This window comes from Sandarakinorhabdus cyanobacteriorum (assembly GCF_002251755.1).
Lineage (GTDB): Bacteria > Pseudomonadota > Alphaproteobacteria > Sphingomonadales > Sphingomonadaceae > Sandarakinorhabdus > Sandarakinorhabdus cyanobacteriorum.
Map to the genome: position 1 here is coordinate 1 of NZ_NOXT01000064.1, position 16,694 is coordinate 16,694.

A 16,694-nucleotide genomic window follows, 5' to 3' on the forward strand; every position below is an offset into this window, starting at 1 on the left:
AACCCGAAATCACCCGGCCGGTGAATAATCCGGGCTAGATCCGCGCAATAGCGCGATCCCGCGGATCGATCAAATATGGTCTTAGATCAGATCGCTATCGAGTTCGTATGGGTTCAGGCGCATCAGGCATCTGGGCCAGATCGAGCTCGAGCTCGAGTTTAGCCGATGGAATCCATCCCCCAACCGTGAAGCCTCCCCACGCCGTCACCTCAACGCTCGCACGGCCTTTGAGGAACGAGCCTTCAAGTTCGGGTGGCACAAAGCTGTCATGGACATAGAACCGCGCAAGCTCCCCATCCCGCGCAGGACCGGCGATCGTCAGTCTGATCCGGGTCCAGCCTGGATTGCGAGTGGCAAAGAATTGTGCTGACAGGACAAAGTGGTGTCTTTCGGCGATCCCGCCAAAGCGTCCCTTTTGCGGATCGTCTGGTTCTTGGATCGGCCGGGACATTGCAGGGGGACTAATTGGCGCTTCAACCCTTACGCCTTTGCTTCCCTTGCGATCAGCGCCATCAGAGTTCGCAAGAACGGCATCGATTTCCTGGCTGGTCCGATTGAGACGCCGCAATAGGGCGCTTGCTGGGAGGCCAAGTGACACGGCAAGTTCGGCGATGTCAGGCCGTACCTGATTGATCTGTTTACCCAGGTTAACAGCGGCTGCCCCGGCTTCGGGCGTGAGCTGTTCGAGAATCGCATCGAGGCCAACGGACCCGATTTCTCTTGCCTTTGTCATCGCCTCAGCAACGAGTTTGTAAATGCTTGCGGAGGATCGCCTTGCTGGCGGGAGTGCACTTGGGGCGGCCTTTGCTGCTGCTGCCTTCCAGCAGAGCCAAGGCTCGGCTCCTACCGCAGACCGCGTGACAGCAATGATAGCGGCGGTTTGTTCGATAACGGCAGGCTCGTCGATGCTGGCCTCGACAGCCCAGCGCCAGACCTGCGCCAACATGGGCGGACGGGCAATGCGGCGCTGCCCCTGAAGCCGTCGCCGGCTGTTGCCCATCTCTCCCAGCCTCCAACGCAGCACAGTCTCATCGGGTCCGATCGTCATGGCCTTGTCGACCCTGAGCCAAGCGATCGCGCGCTCTACCCATTGCTGCCGAAAGGCGCCTATGCCTCGCTTCGGCCATGTTTCGCCAGCGAGCGGAGATTGGCGCGACGTCAGCCGTGCCACGACCGTCGCTGCTCCGTACAAACGGAGCAGTGGATCGGTGGTAGGGTTGTCGAGAATAGCCAGGAGCGAATTGTCGAGCGAGCTCCCGCCAGTGGCAATATCGTGCAGCAGCACGCGTGCTAGCCGCACCCGCTCGCGTATACGGTCGTCTGTTTCGTCGCCTCTGACTGATACGATCACGGTTCGCGCGGGATCGATGCCGGCACGGATCAATTGTTCGAAGCCTTGTCCGGCTGCGACTAGGACCTTGGCTGTAGATCCCTCGCAAAGAACGAAGGTGCGCCTGCCGGGTAGTGCCGGCACTGTCTGCTGCATTGTTTCGCCCGTTTGGGCGGCGAACGACAACAGGAAGGTCCCCGGTGGCACGTCGTAGTACCGGATAGCTTCGTCCTGCTGCAGGTCGACGCCGCGCCCGGCTTCGCGATCTGCGCGCATGGCCACGTCGCGTTCATTGTAAAGGCGCATCGGCGAAAGAGGAGCAGAGCCTCCACCAGCGGCCGTGGTAATCACCACAATGGCCGATCCATGTTTCTCACGCGGTTCGGCCGCCGCTTCGGCCTGCTTCATGAGCTGCGGCGCGTCAGGAAGCCTTGTCAGCACTGACGATTTCGTCGACAATGAAGGCTCCGTAGGTAGCGGCACATATTCCGCTGTGGCCCGTCTATCTCCGGGAACAACGCGGACGAGCTCATCGCTGCGCACGCCAGCCGATGTCCATTCGACGGCGTAAAGACCTTCAGGAAGGCTCAGCGCAGCATTGCCGGTACCCCTCCGGAGCTCGCGCCCCCCGCCATCGAGCACGCGCCAGGCGACGCCGGCTCGAGTGGTGATCTCGAGCTGGCCTTCTCGGCGCTTTCGCTTTGGTTCAGGAGACGATGACATGCCGGTCTCTCGGTTGCTTGAAAAGGGTCGCGCGGTCGGGCTGGTCGGCAGGTTCGAGCGAATAGAGCCCATCGGACAAGGGAGGCAGCTGGACTGCGTCTGCATCTGCGACCAGCGGATCGACATCCGGAACGATGCGATTTGCCCCGTCTTTGAGTATCACAAGGCTGCCTGGTGGTAGTGCCGAAAGATCGACCATCGGACCCGGTTGCTTCGGGATTGCGGGCATGCCTGTCGCCAAAACCAATGGTGCATCGGGAGGCGCGAAGTCGAAGTACGGCACCTGGCCCGACGCAGTTTCATGCTGAATATTTTCTCGCACGTAGATATCGAGTCGGTCCACGGTGAGCAAACCCGTCCGTTCGTCTCGGCAAGTCCGCAAGCCGGTGACGAGAGTCTTGGTAAAGGCGCCGCGATAGGGAGGCGTGGTCGTTTCGTGAGCCAGGCCACTGTCCTTGGTCGCGTGGCCCACGCTCCACTGCGGACGGTCGCGATCGTTGATCAAGTCACAAAGCGGCAGCGCGCGCAGCGATGTGATAGGGAATTCGTTGCGACAGCAATCAAGGAAAAGAAGAACTTCATCGAAGCGCTCATTGCGTAGCGACCTCCGAAAGCTGGTACAGGGTACCAGTCCGTCGGCAGAGTTGCTGGCTGCTGGGCGGAAATTGCGGGCGACAAAGCAAGTTTGGAAGAGATTGCCACCGACCTCCATAGTGCGCAGACCGTGGCCGGCAAGGAAAACGTAGACCCGGTGCGGACCGGCATCTCCCCCGCCACCGAACGCAGCGGCGCGTAGTGCTCGGCCGGTGCGTTCAAGGGTGTTGATGATTTCCGCAGCGGTTGGTGCGCGCGCTCGATCCGGGAGCGCCCAGTCCGTAAATGGATTGTCCCACTGAGTCTCCCCGGCTGCCAAGGCATCGGTCAATGCGGCAGTGAGTGTTGCTGGCCATGGGTGAACCCAGAAGAAGAGCTTGTCCGGCGTAACGGCACCGCCATCCGGATCGATCACCCATTCGGCAAAATCGCAGGCATCTGCCACTGCCCCTTTGAGAGGACCGAGGCCGGACAAAGCGGGGTACTCGTTGATCCCGACGACGAGGGCATAGTTGGCCAATGGACGACGCCTCAGAACAGGGCCGCGGCGCTCTTGAGCGTCAACGGTTCGTCATCGAAGCAGCCATGGCAATCGGCCATCGTGATTCCGGGCGTGGGCGAAGTGACGATGCCGCGACCGGGTGCAGAAAAGAAGCCTGTAATCGTCTGGGCATTGCTGGCCTCATCCGGATCAAGCCAGGTAACGCCAGCATAGCGCTGCATGCCAACAAGTGGCGCGTCGGGGTAGGCTGCGGCAGAGCGCTCTTCGAACAGGCCCGACACGCAGTAAAGCAAGGATGAGGGATAAATGTAGCCTTTTTCATGGCCAAGCACCGCGTCCTTGCGCTCCAGTTCGTCGGTCATCGTGAACATCCGGCAGAGTTCGATCCGGTTGCCCGCCGCCCCAACTGTCTCGGCAAACAGGTCATGGCGCGCCGCAGGAGCCAGCATAATGAGCCGAAGCCTCGCTGTCTGATTGCGGGCGGCCAGCGCAAGGAGCATCCGCGAAGCCCAGATTGAGCCCGCGCTGTGCGCAGTGACCGCGAAGCGCTGAGGAGCGGGTACGTCCTTGAGCAAATCGAGCAAGGTTGTGCCAAAGCCTCCGGGTGCGAAGTGGTCGGCGGCATCCTGCACCATCATGCCCCAAACCTTCGCGCCGACCAGATCGCCGTAAAGCTCGCGGCAGATTTCCTCGACAATCGTGGCATGGAACCCGTGATCCCGTCGATTGCGAAAGCGCTTGAACACACGGTAGGCAATCATTCCGGCATGTTTGAGCACGGACACACCCACCGAAACCGCGCCCCTTGACGGGCCACCAGCAGGGATCGCAGCGGCGATCTCAGCCCGCACAGATGCATCAAGCCGCGCGAGCGAACGCCCATCGTCAGGCTCGAGAATGCCAGCCAGCGAGGAGATACCGCGTGTGCCTGCGACCACCTCGGTAAATGCCCCGATCTCGCCCGTCGCAAGCTGAAATTGATCATCGGCCGCAAGCTGAGCCTGAAATTCGAGCGCAAGTTCACCCTCGTCCTGCGGCGTGATCAAGGCCGCTCGCGCACCTGTTGGCAGCTCAGGCGCAAGGTGGACGTCGATCTCTCCGAACGGGTCGCGGCGGTCACCTTGGCCGATGATTCTGCGATGAATTTCCGCTTCGTCGAAGCCGAAAGTGCTAGCTGCTGCACGCGTACCACCGATGGCCGGCATGCCCAGTTTGCCGCCGACAAACGATATCAGCTTGCGCAAGATCGTCTGGTACAAGCGGTCATCATGGACAAGGTCGGTCCAGTTGGTTGCCAGCGTCTCGAAGGCACCTGTACGCCAGATCACGTAAAGCTGGGCCCAGTCGGGCCCTAGCTGCCAGCTGTTGTCGCCACTTCCCGCTAGCCGCTGAGCGGCTGCTTCACCCGATGCCTGATTAACCAGCCCGCCGTGGAGATGCAGGAGCAGCCGCGCGTCGGGCTGCTGCAACCGCGTCTTGAGCGCCGCAAGCTGAACCTCCTGACCGGGATCAGCCTTACCATTGCGCGTAAGGATCAAAGTTGGAGAATTGCCGGCAGTCATCGGAGTCTCCATTCAATACCTGCGTGGATCCTACAGCATTCTCAACCTGCAATCGCATTTATAGAACTACGCTCTCAAGACAGAAGCTAAAAATACGGTCAGCGGCAGGTCACCCATTGTGTCGATTTCATGCTCCGATATTGACTATTAATTATCTTAATGCATTAGAGAAACGCAGAATTTCCAGCAAAAAGTAGGATTGAGGTCCAATGATCAGTTTTAACACCATTTTGGAGCAATCTCTACCAGCCATTCATCACTATCGTAGGCTGAATGGGCACAAACAAATGTGTCTGAAACGTAATTTTTTAAAACGATTTGGAATCACTAGCGTAAGCGGCGAAAATATATAACATTCTATATTCAGAATCAAGCGAAATAGGATAACCGATGAATCCTGCTGCCCACATCCTTGAAATCGGATCATCGCGCATAGGCCAGAGGTACATCCTTGGCTCGAACGTTCCCCTCGACAATCCAAACTGGTCAGGGCCGTGGGACTGCGCCGAGTTTGCGTCTTGGTGCGTCTACCAGGCCTTTGGTTTCCTGTTTGGAGTTGGCGCAACTAAGAATGTGGCCAAGGCTGAACCTTATTCGGGTCATTGGGCGGACGACGCGAAGAAGTATGGGCGAGTTATCGCCTGGGAGGACGCGCTCAGAATCCCCGGAGCGGCACTGATCAGGGTGCCAAAGGCCGGCAAGATCGGTCACGTCGCCTTCGCCATGGGTGATGGTGACCGCACACTCGAAGCACGAGGCGCCGCATTCGGGGTCGGAATCTTTTCTGGTGCGGCAGAGCGCACTTGGAGCTTCGGCTGCATGCTGCCGGGTGTCGACTATGACGACGTTGCCACAGGCACCGCTGAACTTACGGCGAAGCCTAAGCTGTCCACTACCGGCTATCTTTGGGAAAAGAAGCCGCACTTCAAGGGCGCCAATGTTCTTGTCCTGCAGCGAGCACTGCAAAAGAAAGGCGTTGATCCGGGTCCGATCGACGGAGACTTCGGCCATCAAACCCATAGTGCCCTCGTCTCGTTCCAGATTGCGAGCGGCATCGAAGTTGATGGCGTGTTTGGCAAGAACAGCGCCGACAGGCTAGGTCTGTCTTTCCCGATCGTCCCAACGCCTGCGGATATTGCCGCCTACGAGAGCCTGAAGACCCCTAAGGGGCCAACGGAGCCCGTCGTCTCGCAACCGCAGGCCGCCCCGATCGACACTATAGCATCCATCCAGAAGCAGGGGCCATTCTATGTCGCCCTCACGGCCAGTGGTTTCTCCTTTAAGATCGGATCAGCGACTTCCTATCATGACGACATGAGCCGGGTCGGTCTGAGGCAGGGCACCCAGACAATCCAGGATACCCTTCAGTTCGGTGTGTATAGAGCGGCCGACTTTTCCGCACTTGGGCAATGGGCACATTTCATTGAACCGACGCTGACCGCGGAAGGTGGTGCGCGCTTCGCCACGTTGAACACATATGACCGCGCTGCGTTCACGTTTGGTGCTCCTCAATTTGCCGCACACACGCCACGTGAGAACCTCGTTGAATATGTTCGGCTTCTCCTCGCCCTGCCGGAAGCAGCCCACTATTTTCCAGACTTGTCCCTTCGTCCCAATGCAGCAGGGCGCACAACAATCCATCTCGTGCAAGGTGCAACCTTCGTTGATCTGGAGCGGGAAACGGAAGTTGTGCGTCCGAACGGACGCAAGGAAACACAAATTGTCGAGTTCATGCGTTATCTCAATTCCTCGCCGACAGAAGTCGATGAAAACGAGCTCAACGCTGCGGCGCGCTTGATGCTGTGGCTCAAGCTGGATACGCGGGCCCGACAGTTCCAGATCGATGTCTTCGTCGCGACCATGAAGAGCAAGCTCGCTTACGTTAAAAACAAGGTGCCAGCCTTTACCGGGGCAGATTGGGAAGAAGCCCTTTGGATCATGGACATTAGGCACCAAGGGCGCGGATCGATCCAGGAAATTGCCGCCGCTTTAGCTAAGCCAGACCGGATCGGAGCCCTGCGCCAGATCGGCGCAGCGAAGTACAAGTCACGGGTCGACACCGTCGCAGCGGCGGTCGTTACATTGAAGAGCAGCGGGGTATTGGACGGGTTCCATGTCTGAGACTGCGGGGGCCCGTAAACACGGCATCGCGCTTTGCCTTTCGGGCGGCGGACTTCGCGCAACGCTATTTCACCTTGGTGTTGTAAAACATCTGCGCCAACTTGAGATCGACGGTGCCAAGGCCATCACGCGGGTTACCGACATCTACTCCGTGTCCGGCGGCAGCATTCTCGCGGCCCATATGCTGGCGAATTGGAGCAGCTACTCTTCGCCGGACGACGACGAGTTCTCCAAGGTCGAGCAGGAACTGTTGACCTTCGCGCGGCGCAATATTCGCGACCGCATCCTGCGCCGCTGGATTCTGCTCGGCCCCGCCTGCCGGGTGCTTGCCGCAATGGCAAGCATGCCGCTTGTGGGACGCATTGTTCAGGCTCGACCCGACCTTGGCACCCGCACCTATTGGCTGCAGCAGGAATACGAGGCACTCCTGAAAGCGGCCAGCTTCAGCAGGCTGGAACAGGAGACCGGCGTCCCCACCGGCCACATCCTCACGACCAGCTTCCAGACTGGCGAGCTGTGCTCGTTCTCGGGCGCAGACTTCGAGATCGAACTGCATGATCGGGCCGACCCGACCGGCCCACGCAGGGCGCCGTGTGGTCATATGCGGCTCAGTTTCGCGGTTGCGGCATCAAGCGCCTTTCCGCCAATGTTCCCACCGATGGAACTGACCGAGGCGCAACTGGCCAATCCCCGTGACGAAGCCTTCCGCAACGCGTTATTGCTTTCCGACGGTGGTGTGTTCGACAATCTTGGCATTGAGAAGTTCAAGCGAGATCACGGACGCGGAACAGTGCGCCCCGTCATGCTCATCATCTCGGACGCGGGCGGCTCGTTCCGGGCCCAGACAGGCAAAACCTATGCAGGCGTCGTCGCGCGCAACGTCCGTGCGAGTGACATCCTGATGCATCGCATCGCAGATCTCGCCAAAGACGACATCGAAGACCTCGACGATCCAGACAAGCAGTCCGCAGTCCACACGATCCGGATCAGCGAGACCGTGACTGATCCGGCTTTGACCCGTTCGGTTCAGCAACGCATGCGTCTTGTCAGGACTGACCTTGATCGCTTCGACCCGGCGCTTGCCCGGTTGCTTGTCGAACATGGTACGCGCCTTGCGAAGGCCCAGATCGGCGATACTGGCGGCTCTCCCACCACAGCACTGGCCGGTGCCGTGGATGCACGGGCCGCAACTGTGGAGCGTTACGATAGTCTGAGCGAAGCGGCTGCCAGTCGTCGCTGGGGTTCACTTTTCTTCGACCGGGATTGGACAGTCTTGCTGCTATGGTTTGCCGTCGCGGCTTTTGCGACGGCCGTGTACCTCGCCGTCAATCACTACTCGGCAAAACTGACAGCGGCTCGAACGCGTGAGGATGCAGAGCGCACGAGTAAGGAGCAAGCGCTGGAAAAGCTTCAAGCCGACATGCGGCAGATCAGGGAAGCTCTGACCCTGAAGGATGTCGATCGTGCCAACAGAATCGCGTTCGACGGGATTGCATTTTCTCAGTCCAACATCGAGGCGGCAAAATCGCAGGTCGCCTCGACCGGACTTATAGACCAGGTGCCTACACCGCTGGGCACTGCCGGATATCGACAGAAAGTCTACATCCAGTTTGCAGGTTTCCAGCGATCCCAAATCGCGAACCTGAACCAGACTCTGCGTTCCTCCGGCTGGGACACGCAGAGTACCAGCGGTGAGCGGACAGTTTTAGCCAGGAAGCTGAATGAGGTGCGTTACTCAGGCGCAAACCAGCAGCCGGCTACGGCGCTTGCCGATGCGATCAATGCTGCCCGAGGCACACCTGGTGTCACAAAGCCCAAGCCGTTTTCCATTATCAACGGTGACGTCCTTGAGGTCTGGGTTTCGCCCGTTCCTGGCGAAAGGAGTGCCCCTGCCCAGCCCGGTTCAGCGGACGCTGCCAGCACGACTGCGGAGTAAGACATGACCAAGCTCTCCGATATCCTGACCATCGGCGATAAGGCCGTTGCCTTCACGCGCGATCTCGATTGGCTCCAGTCGCTAGCCACAATAGGAGAGCAGTGGACCGCACTAGCAGCCAAGCTCAACAACCTGGCCGAAGGCGAAACGATCGATTCCATCGAGAGCTTGCTCGCGTTCCTGCGCGGAAAGCTCGAGAATGACCTGGTGGTCGAAGCGTTTGATGCGCTTGGCCTTGCGGAGCTCCGGACCAAGCTGCTCGCCTCAACCGAAGTCTACGATCAGCTCCCCGAGGCTGCGAAACTTCTGGCCGCTCCGTTGGCGGCCTTCGCAGAAACAGAATCAGCGAGCGCTGAGGATGCGCCCCAGCCACTAGGCTTTCGGGACGACTGGGTGGACGGTGCTGATCCCGGCAAGGTGAGCCTGCCCCTTAGCCTGCTCCGTGAGGAAGCCGCTGGGACGACTGGAAAAGTTGATTTCAACCTTGCCCTATCCGCCGATGTTGAACTGTCCTGCGAGGCTGGTGCGCTGTGGCCCTACCGACGGGACGCCGTCACGCCGGGGTTGCTACAGTTGACGCTCGGGGGCCGTCTCGAGGCAAAGGCAGGCGGGAAACTTCCCTTCAGCTCCGGCTCGCTCAGCGCGGATGTTGCTGCGGGCGGCGCGGCTGAGCTCATGTACTTCGTCCGCCCTGCTGATACGAACGCCATTTATGCCTCAGAGGTTTTGCGCGCGCTTCCCGACCTGCCATCTCCATTTGCGCTGCGTCCTGTGTGGAATGCCATGGCCACCACCCGACTTGAAGGCGTTATTGTCGCAATTGACGGGTACGTAGATACTGATCTTGCTCTCTCATTTGGTCGGGACATCGATCTCCCGAAAGTTCTTGCCGGAAAGCTTGGGATCACTGTCAAAACATCCTTCAAGCGCAAGGCCGCCTACGTTCTGTCGGTGCGCTCCATCGGCTCGGCCGCACTCGGCAAGCAGCGGCTGCTGATCGCGCTTTCGCGGAACAAGTCAGCCGCCAATAACTGGGGCGTTGGCCTCGGCCTCGAACTAGATCTGGCACCGCTTGTCGGGCGGATCCATGCCGTTCTCGATGAAGCGCTGGGCGAATGGTCATCCGAGCTGGATCGGATTCGGCCGTTCCTCAATCCGGGGACGTGGATCAGAACCAAGCTCGCGACAGAGCTGTCAAATCTGGCAAGCAAGCTGATCAAGGATCCTGCGTTGCGCGACGGTCTGACCGCAGATCTCGGCGTGCTGCTCGGTACTTCGGATGCGGATGCTTCAGCCTTGGAGGAACTCCTTTTCGCCAAAGCCGCGGACAAGCTTGGCGAAGTGGCAGGTCTGGCAACTGGCCTGGCTCAAGACAAGGCAAGCGAGGCCGTCGCAGGCATTGTCGCAGCTCTTCCGACGCTGGCCCAGGATGGTGCCCGCGAACTTCTCAGTGACGCAGTCGGGAAGATCGTCGGCTTGTTCCAGACCGCGGTGAACGAAACGATCGAGGATGTCTCCACCAAGGCAAAACCGAAGGATGTAGGCAAAGCGCTGCAGGCGATCGGTGTCGAGATCGGCAAGAAAGTGGAGAAAGCCGATGACGCTGCCGCCGGCCTGCGTGCGCTGATCGAGCGCTTCGATGGCTTGCTCCGTCGTGCCGTCGAAAAGACCGGCGAGAGCGCAATGCGGAAGATCGGCGTGCAACTGTCGCTCGATGAGCAGCTCGAAACGGGTCTCGAAATGGAAGTCGTCGGGATGATCGACGCTTGCACGCCTGAGGCTGAAGCACTGTACGGCCAGCTCCTGCGTGGCAAGTTGTCCGGCTTGCAAACTCTCTTCGATGATGGTCGCACGGTGCCTGGTTTCACGCTCGACCGGGATCGCTCGTCGATCCGCCGGTTCAGCAGGGCAAGCACAAAGCTGGGCTTTGCCTTCGTCGGGTTCGGTCTGGAGATAAGCGCGTTCGAACTCCTCGCGAGCGAGGCGGAAATTCGGCTCGTCGGCAATGGCGACATCGTGGTGTTCGCCCGCGGCGAATTGACCAAGGAAGTGAATGGCCCCCGTGAAGGGCGTACTCTGACCTTCGTCAGCACGCTCGACCTTATGCTCGCGCGCGTGGCTGCAATGGACAGTGACCTGCACCGCACGCGAACCACGCAGGCAATCACCGTCGGGATTGTCGCGTCGCATCGGGACAAGTCTCTCAAGGCAGGCGAAGTCACGGGCTACCTCACCGGTCTCGCCGATGCCGGTCTGGTCAGGCGCGATCGCGTCGACAAGGCTGGTGCGATCTATGAGAGCTGGGTGCCGTCCAGCGGTAGCGATGCGAAGCATCCAGCGGGCGACATCACCGTCGCGATGACGCTCGGCAGCACAGACCTGCAGCAATTGTTGGAACTCGGCAGGGCTTTGCAAGCTGAGCTCAAGACAAAGGACGCATTCCCGGAGACGACCCAAGTCTTTGCAGCGGGCCTCGATGCCATGGTACGCACAGGCCGCCTCAAGGAAAGCAGCTTGCTCGCAGAACTTGCCGACGCAGGGGATGCCGGCTTCTTCTCGACCAAGCAGAAGGAGGCCGATCGCGCCTTACTCTTCGGCTACCTCCAGTCTGAGCGGCGACAGGCGGGTGTGCCCGTGGCTCGTCGTGACGGCAGGATCGCCAACGGCCCACGCGATGTCGGGCCGCCCATGGCCAATCTGATCAATGCGATGCTGGCGCTCGAAGGTCTCGCCAATCTGCTGCAGTTGATGGCCGAAATCTATGATGCTGATCCTGCCGATATCGCGGGCAAAGGAGGTTGGACCGAGAAAGATTATCGCCGAAGCGAAGCCCTTCTGGCTGCCTCGAGCCGCGAATGGCTCAAGCTCAACCGTGAATGGATCGTGTGGTTCAAGGATTCGATCAGTCGTCCGACCCAAGCCTTCCTGCTCAGCCTCATTGCTTTGTCCTCCAACCAATCGGTCACCGCAGTGGCCGAGGCACAACTGGGGGACCCGCATTTCCACATTACCATGACCCCGCAATTTGGTGAAAAGAGCCAGCAGGACCGGGTGAGCCTTTAGTAGCCTTGGATTTCAGGTTGGATGTGAGCACCAAGTAGGTTGCCCCTTAGACAGGGGCACCAACTTGTCAGTCGATCTTCAGAACCTCTCGCGCGGTTTGACCTAAACCACTGGGCGTACGAACGGCGGCTTCGTCCCACCCCTCGTCATTCAGGCGCCCCGCCACGACAGTGAATAAACGACTGGTTCCGACGCTCCAGCCTGGTTCCCTAAACGGCCGCTATCGCGGCGGTTCTTGCCATTTCGGCAGCAAGGTCGGCAGCTTCAGTGGACGCGCTGGAAGCCAAACCCTATCCTGCACCGTGATGTTCCACCTCCATTGCACCAAGAAGCTGTTTGATCGGATTAAACCCGGAATTGTTGCGCCTGAGGCAAGCGACACCGCACTAGGCAACTGGTATGCCACGATCATATTGTGGAAACCGCAACTCGCTTTGCTGGTTTCCGAACGCGCGCTGCTTCCCGTGCTTATGCCGCTGGCCCCAGCGACTACGCTTGCTCGCAGATTTCCCGCACAATTGGCGCTGGTTCTGAAGGAGCACGGTGTCAATCGGCGTTCAATCGGGACCCCCTATCGGCGTGCAAAAGGGACCCCTCTGCGGTTGTGCGGATCGGTTGATGCTGGGCGCGTGTTTCGCGCTGCTGGCGGCGTAGGGAGGGCGTAGCCCGACCGGAGGCGTCAGCAGCGCGAAGTCGGTTTTCTGACTGGGTCAGCTGCGATTTTTGAAGCGCCAGCTGTCGTTGCCGGTCTCGATGATATCGCAATGGTGGGTGATACGGTCGAGCAGCGCGGTGGTCATCTTGGGATCGCCGAACACGGTGGGCCACTCGCCGAAGGCCAGGTTGGTGGTGATGATGACCGAGGTCTGCTCGTAGAGCTTGCTGATCAGATGGAACAAGAGCTGCCCACCGGATCGGGCGAACGGCAGATAGCCCAGCTCGTCGAGCACCACGAGGTCGAGCCTGCCGAGCTGGGCAGCGATGGCGCCAGCCTTCCCGATGCGAGCTTCTTCCTCGAGCCTGGTGACGAGATCGACCGTGTTGAAGTAGCGCCCGCGGGCACCGGCGCGCACGACGCTGGCGGTGATCGCAGTGGCCAGATGGGTCTTGCCCGTCCCTGTGCCGCCGATGAGCACGATGTTGCGGCGACCGGGCAGGAACGAACCTGCGTGAAGGGAGCGCACCAGCTCTTCGTTGATCGGGGTCCCCTCGAACGTGAAGGCGTCGAGGTCCTTGATTACCGGCAGCTTGGCTGCGGTCATGCGGTAACGGATCGAGGCGGCATGACGATGCGCGGCTTCGGCGCGCAACAGATCGGTCAGGATCTCGTGGGTCGTGCGCTTGCGCTGCAACCCGGTGGTGACCGCCTCGTCGAAGGCTCCTGCCATGCCCTTGAGCCCGAGCGAACGCATCGCCTCGATCATCTCATGCCGCTGCATGGAGGCCTCGCACCGTATCGTAGCGCGCGCAGTCCGCGATCGGCGGGTGGCTGAGCTTGAGATCGGCGACCACATCCAGGGGGCGCTCGGATGGCGGGTCCCGGTATCGGGCCAGGATGTTGAGGATGACCTCGTCGCTGACAGCACCGCTATTAAGCGCCTCCCGGATCGCGGCCTCGACCGCTTCCAAGCCATCGGTCATTACCGATGCCAGCACGCGCACGAAGCGGCGGTCGGCGTCATCACCGCCGCCCAGCTTGCGCCGCAACCGCGTCAGTGCCGGTGGCAGGTCCCAGCCCTGGAAGGGTGCACCGTTCCGCAGGGCGCCGGGCTTGTTGGCCAGAACGGGCAGGTAATGCCAGGGATCATAGATCGTCCGGTCGCGGCCGAAGTGCCGAGCATGCTCTGCGATGAGCTCGTCGCCGAGGCGCACGACGATGCGATCGGCATAGGCGCGGACCTGAACGGCCCGCCGCGCCGCTTTGGCCATGACCGAGTAGCGGTTGCGGTCGAAGCTGATCAGGCAGGTGCCGGTCACAGCATGCGCGGTCTCATGGAAGCCGTCGAACGGCGCAAGCATCGGCTGCAGGGCTGGCCGTTCGAGATCCAGCGCCTCGGCAACAGTCAGCTCCTTCTGCTCGGGATGCGCGTGCGTTGCGGCCCAGCGCAGGCACTCAGCTTCCAGCCAACCGTTGAGCTCCTCGATGCTGGCAAAGCGCAGGCGAGGCTGGAAGAAGCGGCCCCGGATGGTCTGCACCTGGTGTTCAACCTGACCCTTCTCCCATCCCGCAGCCGGCGAGCAGGCCGTGGGCTCGACCATGTAATGATCGGCCATGACCAGAAAGCGGCGGTTGAACACCCGCTCCTTGCCGACGAACACGGTGGTGACCGCGGTCTTCATGTTATCGTAGATGCCGCGCAGAGGAACACCGCCGAAGAAGGCAAAGCCGCGCGCATGCGCGTCGAACACCATCTCCTGCGTCTCGCGCGGATAGGCCCTGACGTAGACCGCCCGCGACGCGCACAGCCGCATCTGCGCCACCTTCACCCGCATCGGCTTGCCCGCGATCTCCACATCCTCGTGGCTCCAGTCGAACTGGTAAGCCTCGCCAGGCTTGAACATGAGCGGGATGAAGGCAGGCGCGCCATCACCCGCATCCTTGCGCCGCGCTTGTGTCCAGCGCCGGGCGTAGCGCCGGACCGCGTCGTAGGATCCCTCGAACCCCTCACGGCACAGCAGATCATGGATCCGGGTCATGCGCAGCCGGTCACGCCGGTGCCGGGCCTCGTTCTCCGTCAGCAGCACGTCGAGCCGCTCCTGGAACGGCCCAAGCCGGGGCAGCGGTTGAACCGTGCGGCGATAATCGAATGCGCCTTCCGGCGCCCGGATCGCTTTGCGCACCACCTTGCGCGACAGCCGCAGATCCCGCGCAATCGCCTTGATCGCCTTCCCGCTCGCGTGCTCCCGCCGTATCCGAACAACCGTCTCCACCACCAACATCCCGATCTCACCACCTGGAAAACCAGGCAGTCCGCTACACCATCAGAATGAGGGGTCCCTTTTAGACGCCGATCACCCCGCTAACGGGGGCCCTTTTGCACGCCGGTCCACAGAGCACGGCGTCCCGAGCGAATTCATCGCTCAGGAAGTCTGGCGAATGGACAAGGTCCAGTACGCCAAGACGGCGAACCGCAGCGTCTTAGGCATCCTCAATGAGTTCGTTAAGCAGGCCGAGTTCTGGCTGGCCGCCTATGCCTATGAGAAGGGTGATGAGGACGACCTCTTGGCAATTTCCGCCAAGCTAGCAGAGACACCGTGCAGCCCACTCTACAAGGGCCCGGTTTCGCCAGACAAAGCCCTTCATGAACTCGTGAAGGCTGGTGATCAAGCATGAGTAGGCTGCCCTTCAATTGCTCGCGGAGATCGTACACCACTCGGCCGGAAACCCAGCCCATGCGGTCAAACGGGATCGGGCGGCAGATCGACGATACGGAAAACGGCCCCTGATCCAGCGTCACGCACGAGGTCAACGCGCGCGCCATCCCAGTGGTAGTCGAGGTGCCGTCCCTGGAGCGGATTTGATGCGCAGTCCGGGTAGAATAGCGCGACGCATTCCCCGCCGGGGTGCCGGATGCTCGGGTAAGCAATCCCGTTCGACCCCGCGCCCCTGAGGTGCCGCGCGAGCGCTTGAGATGCAGCATAGCTGTCAGGATCGAGCGCCGAATCCGGCTTCCCCGCCAGAGTTCGGAGATCATGTAAGTCTACATCGACGGACATGACGATTTCCCGGAACTGCGAAGTCCAGCCAGGAGCTTGCCTAGTCCGTGCCATGAAGCGGGCGTGGTGGTGGATCGTCTCGAACAGCGCGGTTTCGAACCGGTCCCCAACGTAGAGCACGCCGTAGCTGCCATCGGTAAAGCGGCTCGGTCGATCGGTGCTGACATGGGTGAACGGCGCCATGAGGTAGGAGGCGCCGTTGCCGCCGACGCGGCGGTCAACCGGAACGAGGTCGAGATTACCAATCGTCGCCATGATGCGAGGATTGGTCTTCTGCTCGGCCGAGATCAGCAGCGGCCAGTCTGCGGGATCGGCGATGTCTTCGAACAGGTCGATCGGCGGAAAGGCACTGCGGATGATCCTGACAGCGCCCTTCCACTCAACTCTAGAAACGGGGATTTCTGGTGCTTCGCTCACCAGCCACCGCGCTCGGCGTCGAGGTAGCGACGCACCCGCATGATGTCGGTCAGCTCGCCTCCCAGCATCACGTCGAGCGCACTGGCTCCGCCGAACGCTTCATTCGCTGCTCTGATCCAAGAATACCCGCGGGTCGCTTCGGAGAAGATGATCCGGAGCGCCTTGTGGATCCCCATGAGGTTGGACAGGCGCGCACGACCGTCACGCGATACGCGCCCCGGCCCTTCCGCCTTCCATCGGCGATAGGAGCGCACTGGCATGTCGAGCAGCGTTGCAGCCTGCTCGTCGGTCAACTCCCATTTGCCAAACAGATTGAGGACTGCCCGGAACATGGCAGCTGCCTCGTCCTGGGTAATCGGATCGGGACGGAAGGCGGTAACGGCAGTATCAACGGGTTGCAGAGCCAACATGGCAGTTCTCCATATGGCAGCATATATTCAAGATAATGCCATTTGGCAAGAAACTATGCCGATGATGCCAGTCTGGCAATCACGCTCGCTGCGCCTTCTATCGGCACGAAAAGCCGGGTCTGGTAGCGGATGATCTCGGTGAAGCAGCCTTGGGCCTTGTACCAGTCGAGGCGAGCAGGACTCCATCCCGTAATTTCTATGCGGGAAATGATTGTGGGCGGGGGAAACAGGGTGGTAAATTGGGCTTTGATGGGTTGATTGGCGTGTCCGAATTACGCGACCTAGCCCGGATTATTCACCGGCCGGGTGATTTCGGGTT

The 16,694-nt window shown here is 60.6% G+C and carries 12 protein-coding genes; 5 read left to right on the forward strand and 7 right to left on the reverse strand.

What is annotated here, in order from left to right; translation table 11 throughout:
* Positions 1–94 precede the first annotated feature (94 nt).
* The 3 genes from CHU93_RS02070 to CHU93_RS02085 form a co-directional block, all read right to left on the reverse strand.
* Positions 95–1,789, reverse strand: a complete 1,695-nt coding sequence (locus CHU93_RS02070) for a pYEATS domain-containing protein (RefSeq protein WP_133064281.1) — start codon at positions 1,787–1,789, stop codon at positions 95–97.
* 247 nt (positions 1,790–2,036) lie between these two features.
* Positions 2,037–3,167, reverse strand: a complete 1,131-nt coding sequence (locus tag CHU93_RS17255) for a caspase family protein (RefSeq protein ID WP_165768565.1) — start codon at positions 3,165–3,167, stop codon at positions 2,037–2,039.
* Positions 3,168–3,178: 11 nt separating this feature from the next.
* Positions 3,179–4,711, reverse strand: coding sequence for a hypothetical protein (locus tag CHU93_RS02085; RefSeq protein ID WP_094472551.1), 1,533 nt, complete (start codon positions 4,709–4,711; stop codon positions 3,179–3,181).
* A 390-nt stretch (positions 4,712–5,101) separates the two neighbouring features.
* Between CHU93_RS02085 and CHU93_RS02090 the strand changes: the two genes are divergently transcribed.
* The 4 genes from CHU93_RS02090 (at position 5,102) to CHU93_RS18235 (ending at position 12,496) form a co-directional block, all read left to right on the forward strand.
* Positions 5,102–6,832, forward strand: a complete 1,731-nt coding sequence (locus CHU93_RS02090; RefSeq protein ID WP_094472544.1) for a peptidoglycan-binding domain-containing protein — start codon at positions 5,102–5,104, stop codon at positions 6,830–6,832.
* Complete coding sequence (locus CHU93_RS02095) at positions 6,825–8,768, forward strand: patatin-like phospholipase family protein (RefSeq protein WP_094472545.1); 1,944 nt, start codon at positions 6,825–6,827, stop codon at positions 8,766–8,768. Before CHU93_RS02090 ends, CHU93_RS02095 begins: the two co-directional genes overlap by 8 nt.
* A 3-nt stretch (positions 8,769–8,771) precedes the next feature.
* On the forward strand, positions 8,772–11,831 hold the full coding sequence (locus CHU93_RS02100; protein WP_094472546.1) for a hypothetical protein: 3,060 nt from the start codon (positions 8,772–8,774) through the stop codon (positions 11,829–11,831).
* Positions 11,832–12,136: 305 nt separating this feature from the next.
* The gene (locus CHU93_RS18235) at positions 12,137–12,496 is read left to right on the forward strand and encodes a DUF6933 domain-containing protein (protein WP_106408468.1); all 360 of its coding nucleotides are present in this window, start codon (positions 12,137–12,139) and stop codon (positions 12,494–12,496) included.
* 45 nt (positions 12,497–12,541) lie between these two features.
* On the opposite strand, the gene istB is transcribed toward CHU93_RS18235, so the two are convergent.
* Both istB and istA read right to left on the reverse strand, forming a co-directional pair.
* Positions 12,542–13,270 (reverse strand): IS21-like element helper ATPase IstB, encoded by a 729-nt coding sequence (istB, locus tag CHU93_RS02110; protein ID WP_094472547.1) that lies wholly within the window; start codon positions 13,268–13,270, stop codon positions 12,542–12,544.
* A complete protein-coding gene (istA, locus tag CHU93_RS02115; protein WP_094472548.1) occupies positions 13,257–14,771 on the reverse strand; it encodes an IS21 family transposase in 1,515 nt (504 codons plus the stop codon). The genes istB and istA overlap by 14 nt, the downstream gene beginning before the upstream one ends.
* On the opposite strand from istA, the gene CHU93_RS18240 reads away from it, so the two are divergent.
* A complete protein-coding gene (locus CHU93_RS18240) occupies positions 14,710–15,165 on the forward strand; it encodes a DUF6933 domain-containing protein (protein ID WP_423825884.1) in 456 nt (151 codons plus the stop codon). The two genes, istA and CHU93_RS18240, sit on opposite strands and share 62 nt — an antisense overlap.
* Before the next feature lie 65 nt (positions 15,166–15,230).
* On the opposite strand, the gene CHU93_RS02125 is transcribed toward CHU93_RS18240, so the two are convergent.
* Together CHU93_RS02125 and CHU93_RS02130 are read right to left on the reverse strand one after the other, a co-directional pair.
* On the reverse strand, positions 15,231–15,965 hold the full coding sequence (locus tag CHU93_RS02125; RefSeq protein WP_094472549.1) for an RES family NAD+ phosphorylase: 735 nt from the start codon (positions 15,963–15,965) through the stop codon (positions 15,231–15,233).
* Positions 15,962–16,375, reverse strand: a complete 414-nt coding sequence (locus CHU93_RS02130; RefSeq protein WP_094472550.1) for an MbcA/ParS/Xre antitoxin family protein — start codon at positions 16,373–16,375, stop codon at positions 15,962–15,964. The genes CHU93_RS02125 and CHU93_RS02130 overlap by 4 nt, the downstream gene beginning before the upstream one ends.
* Positions 16,376–16,694 lie beyond the last annotated feature (319 nt).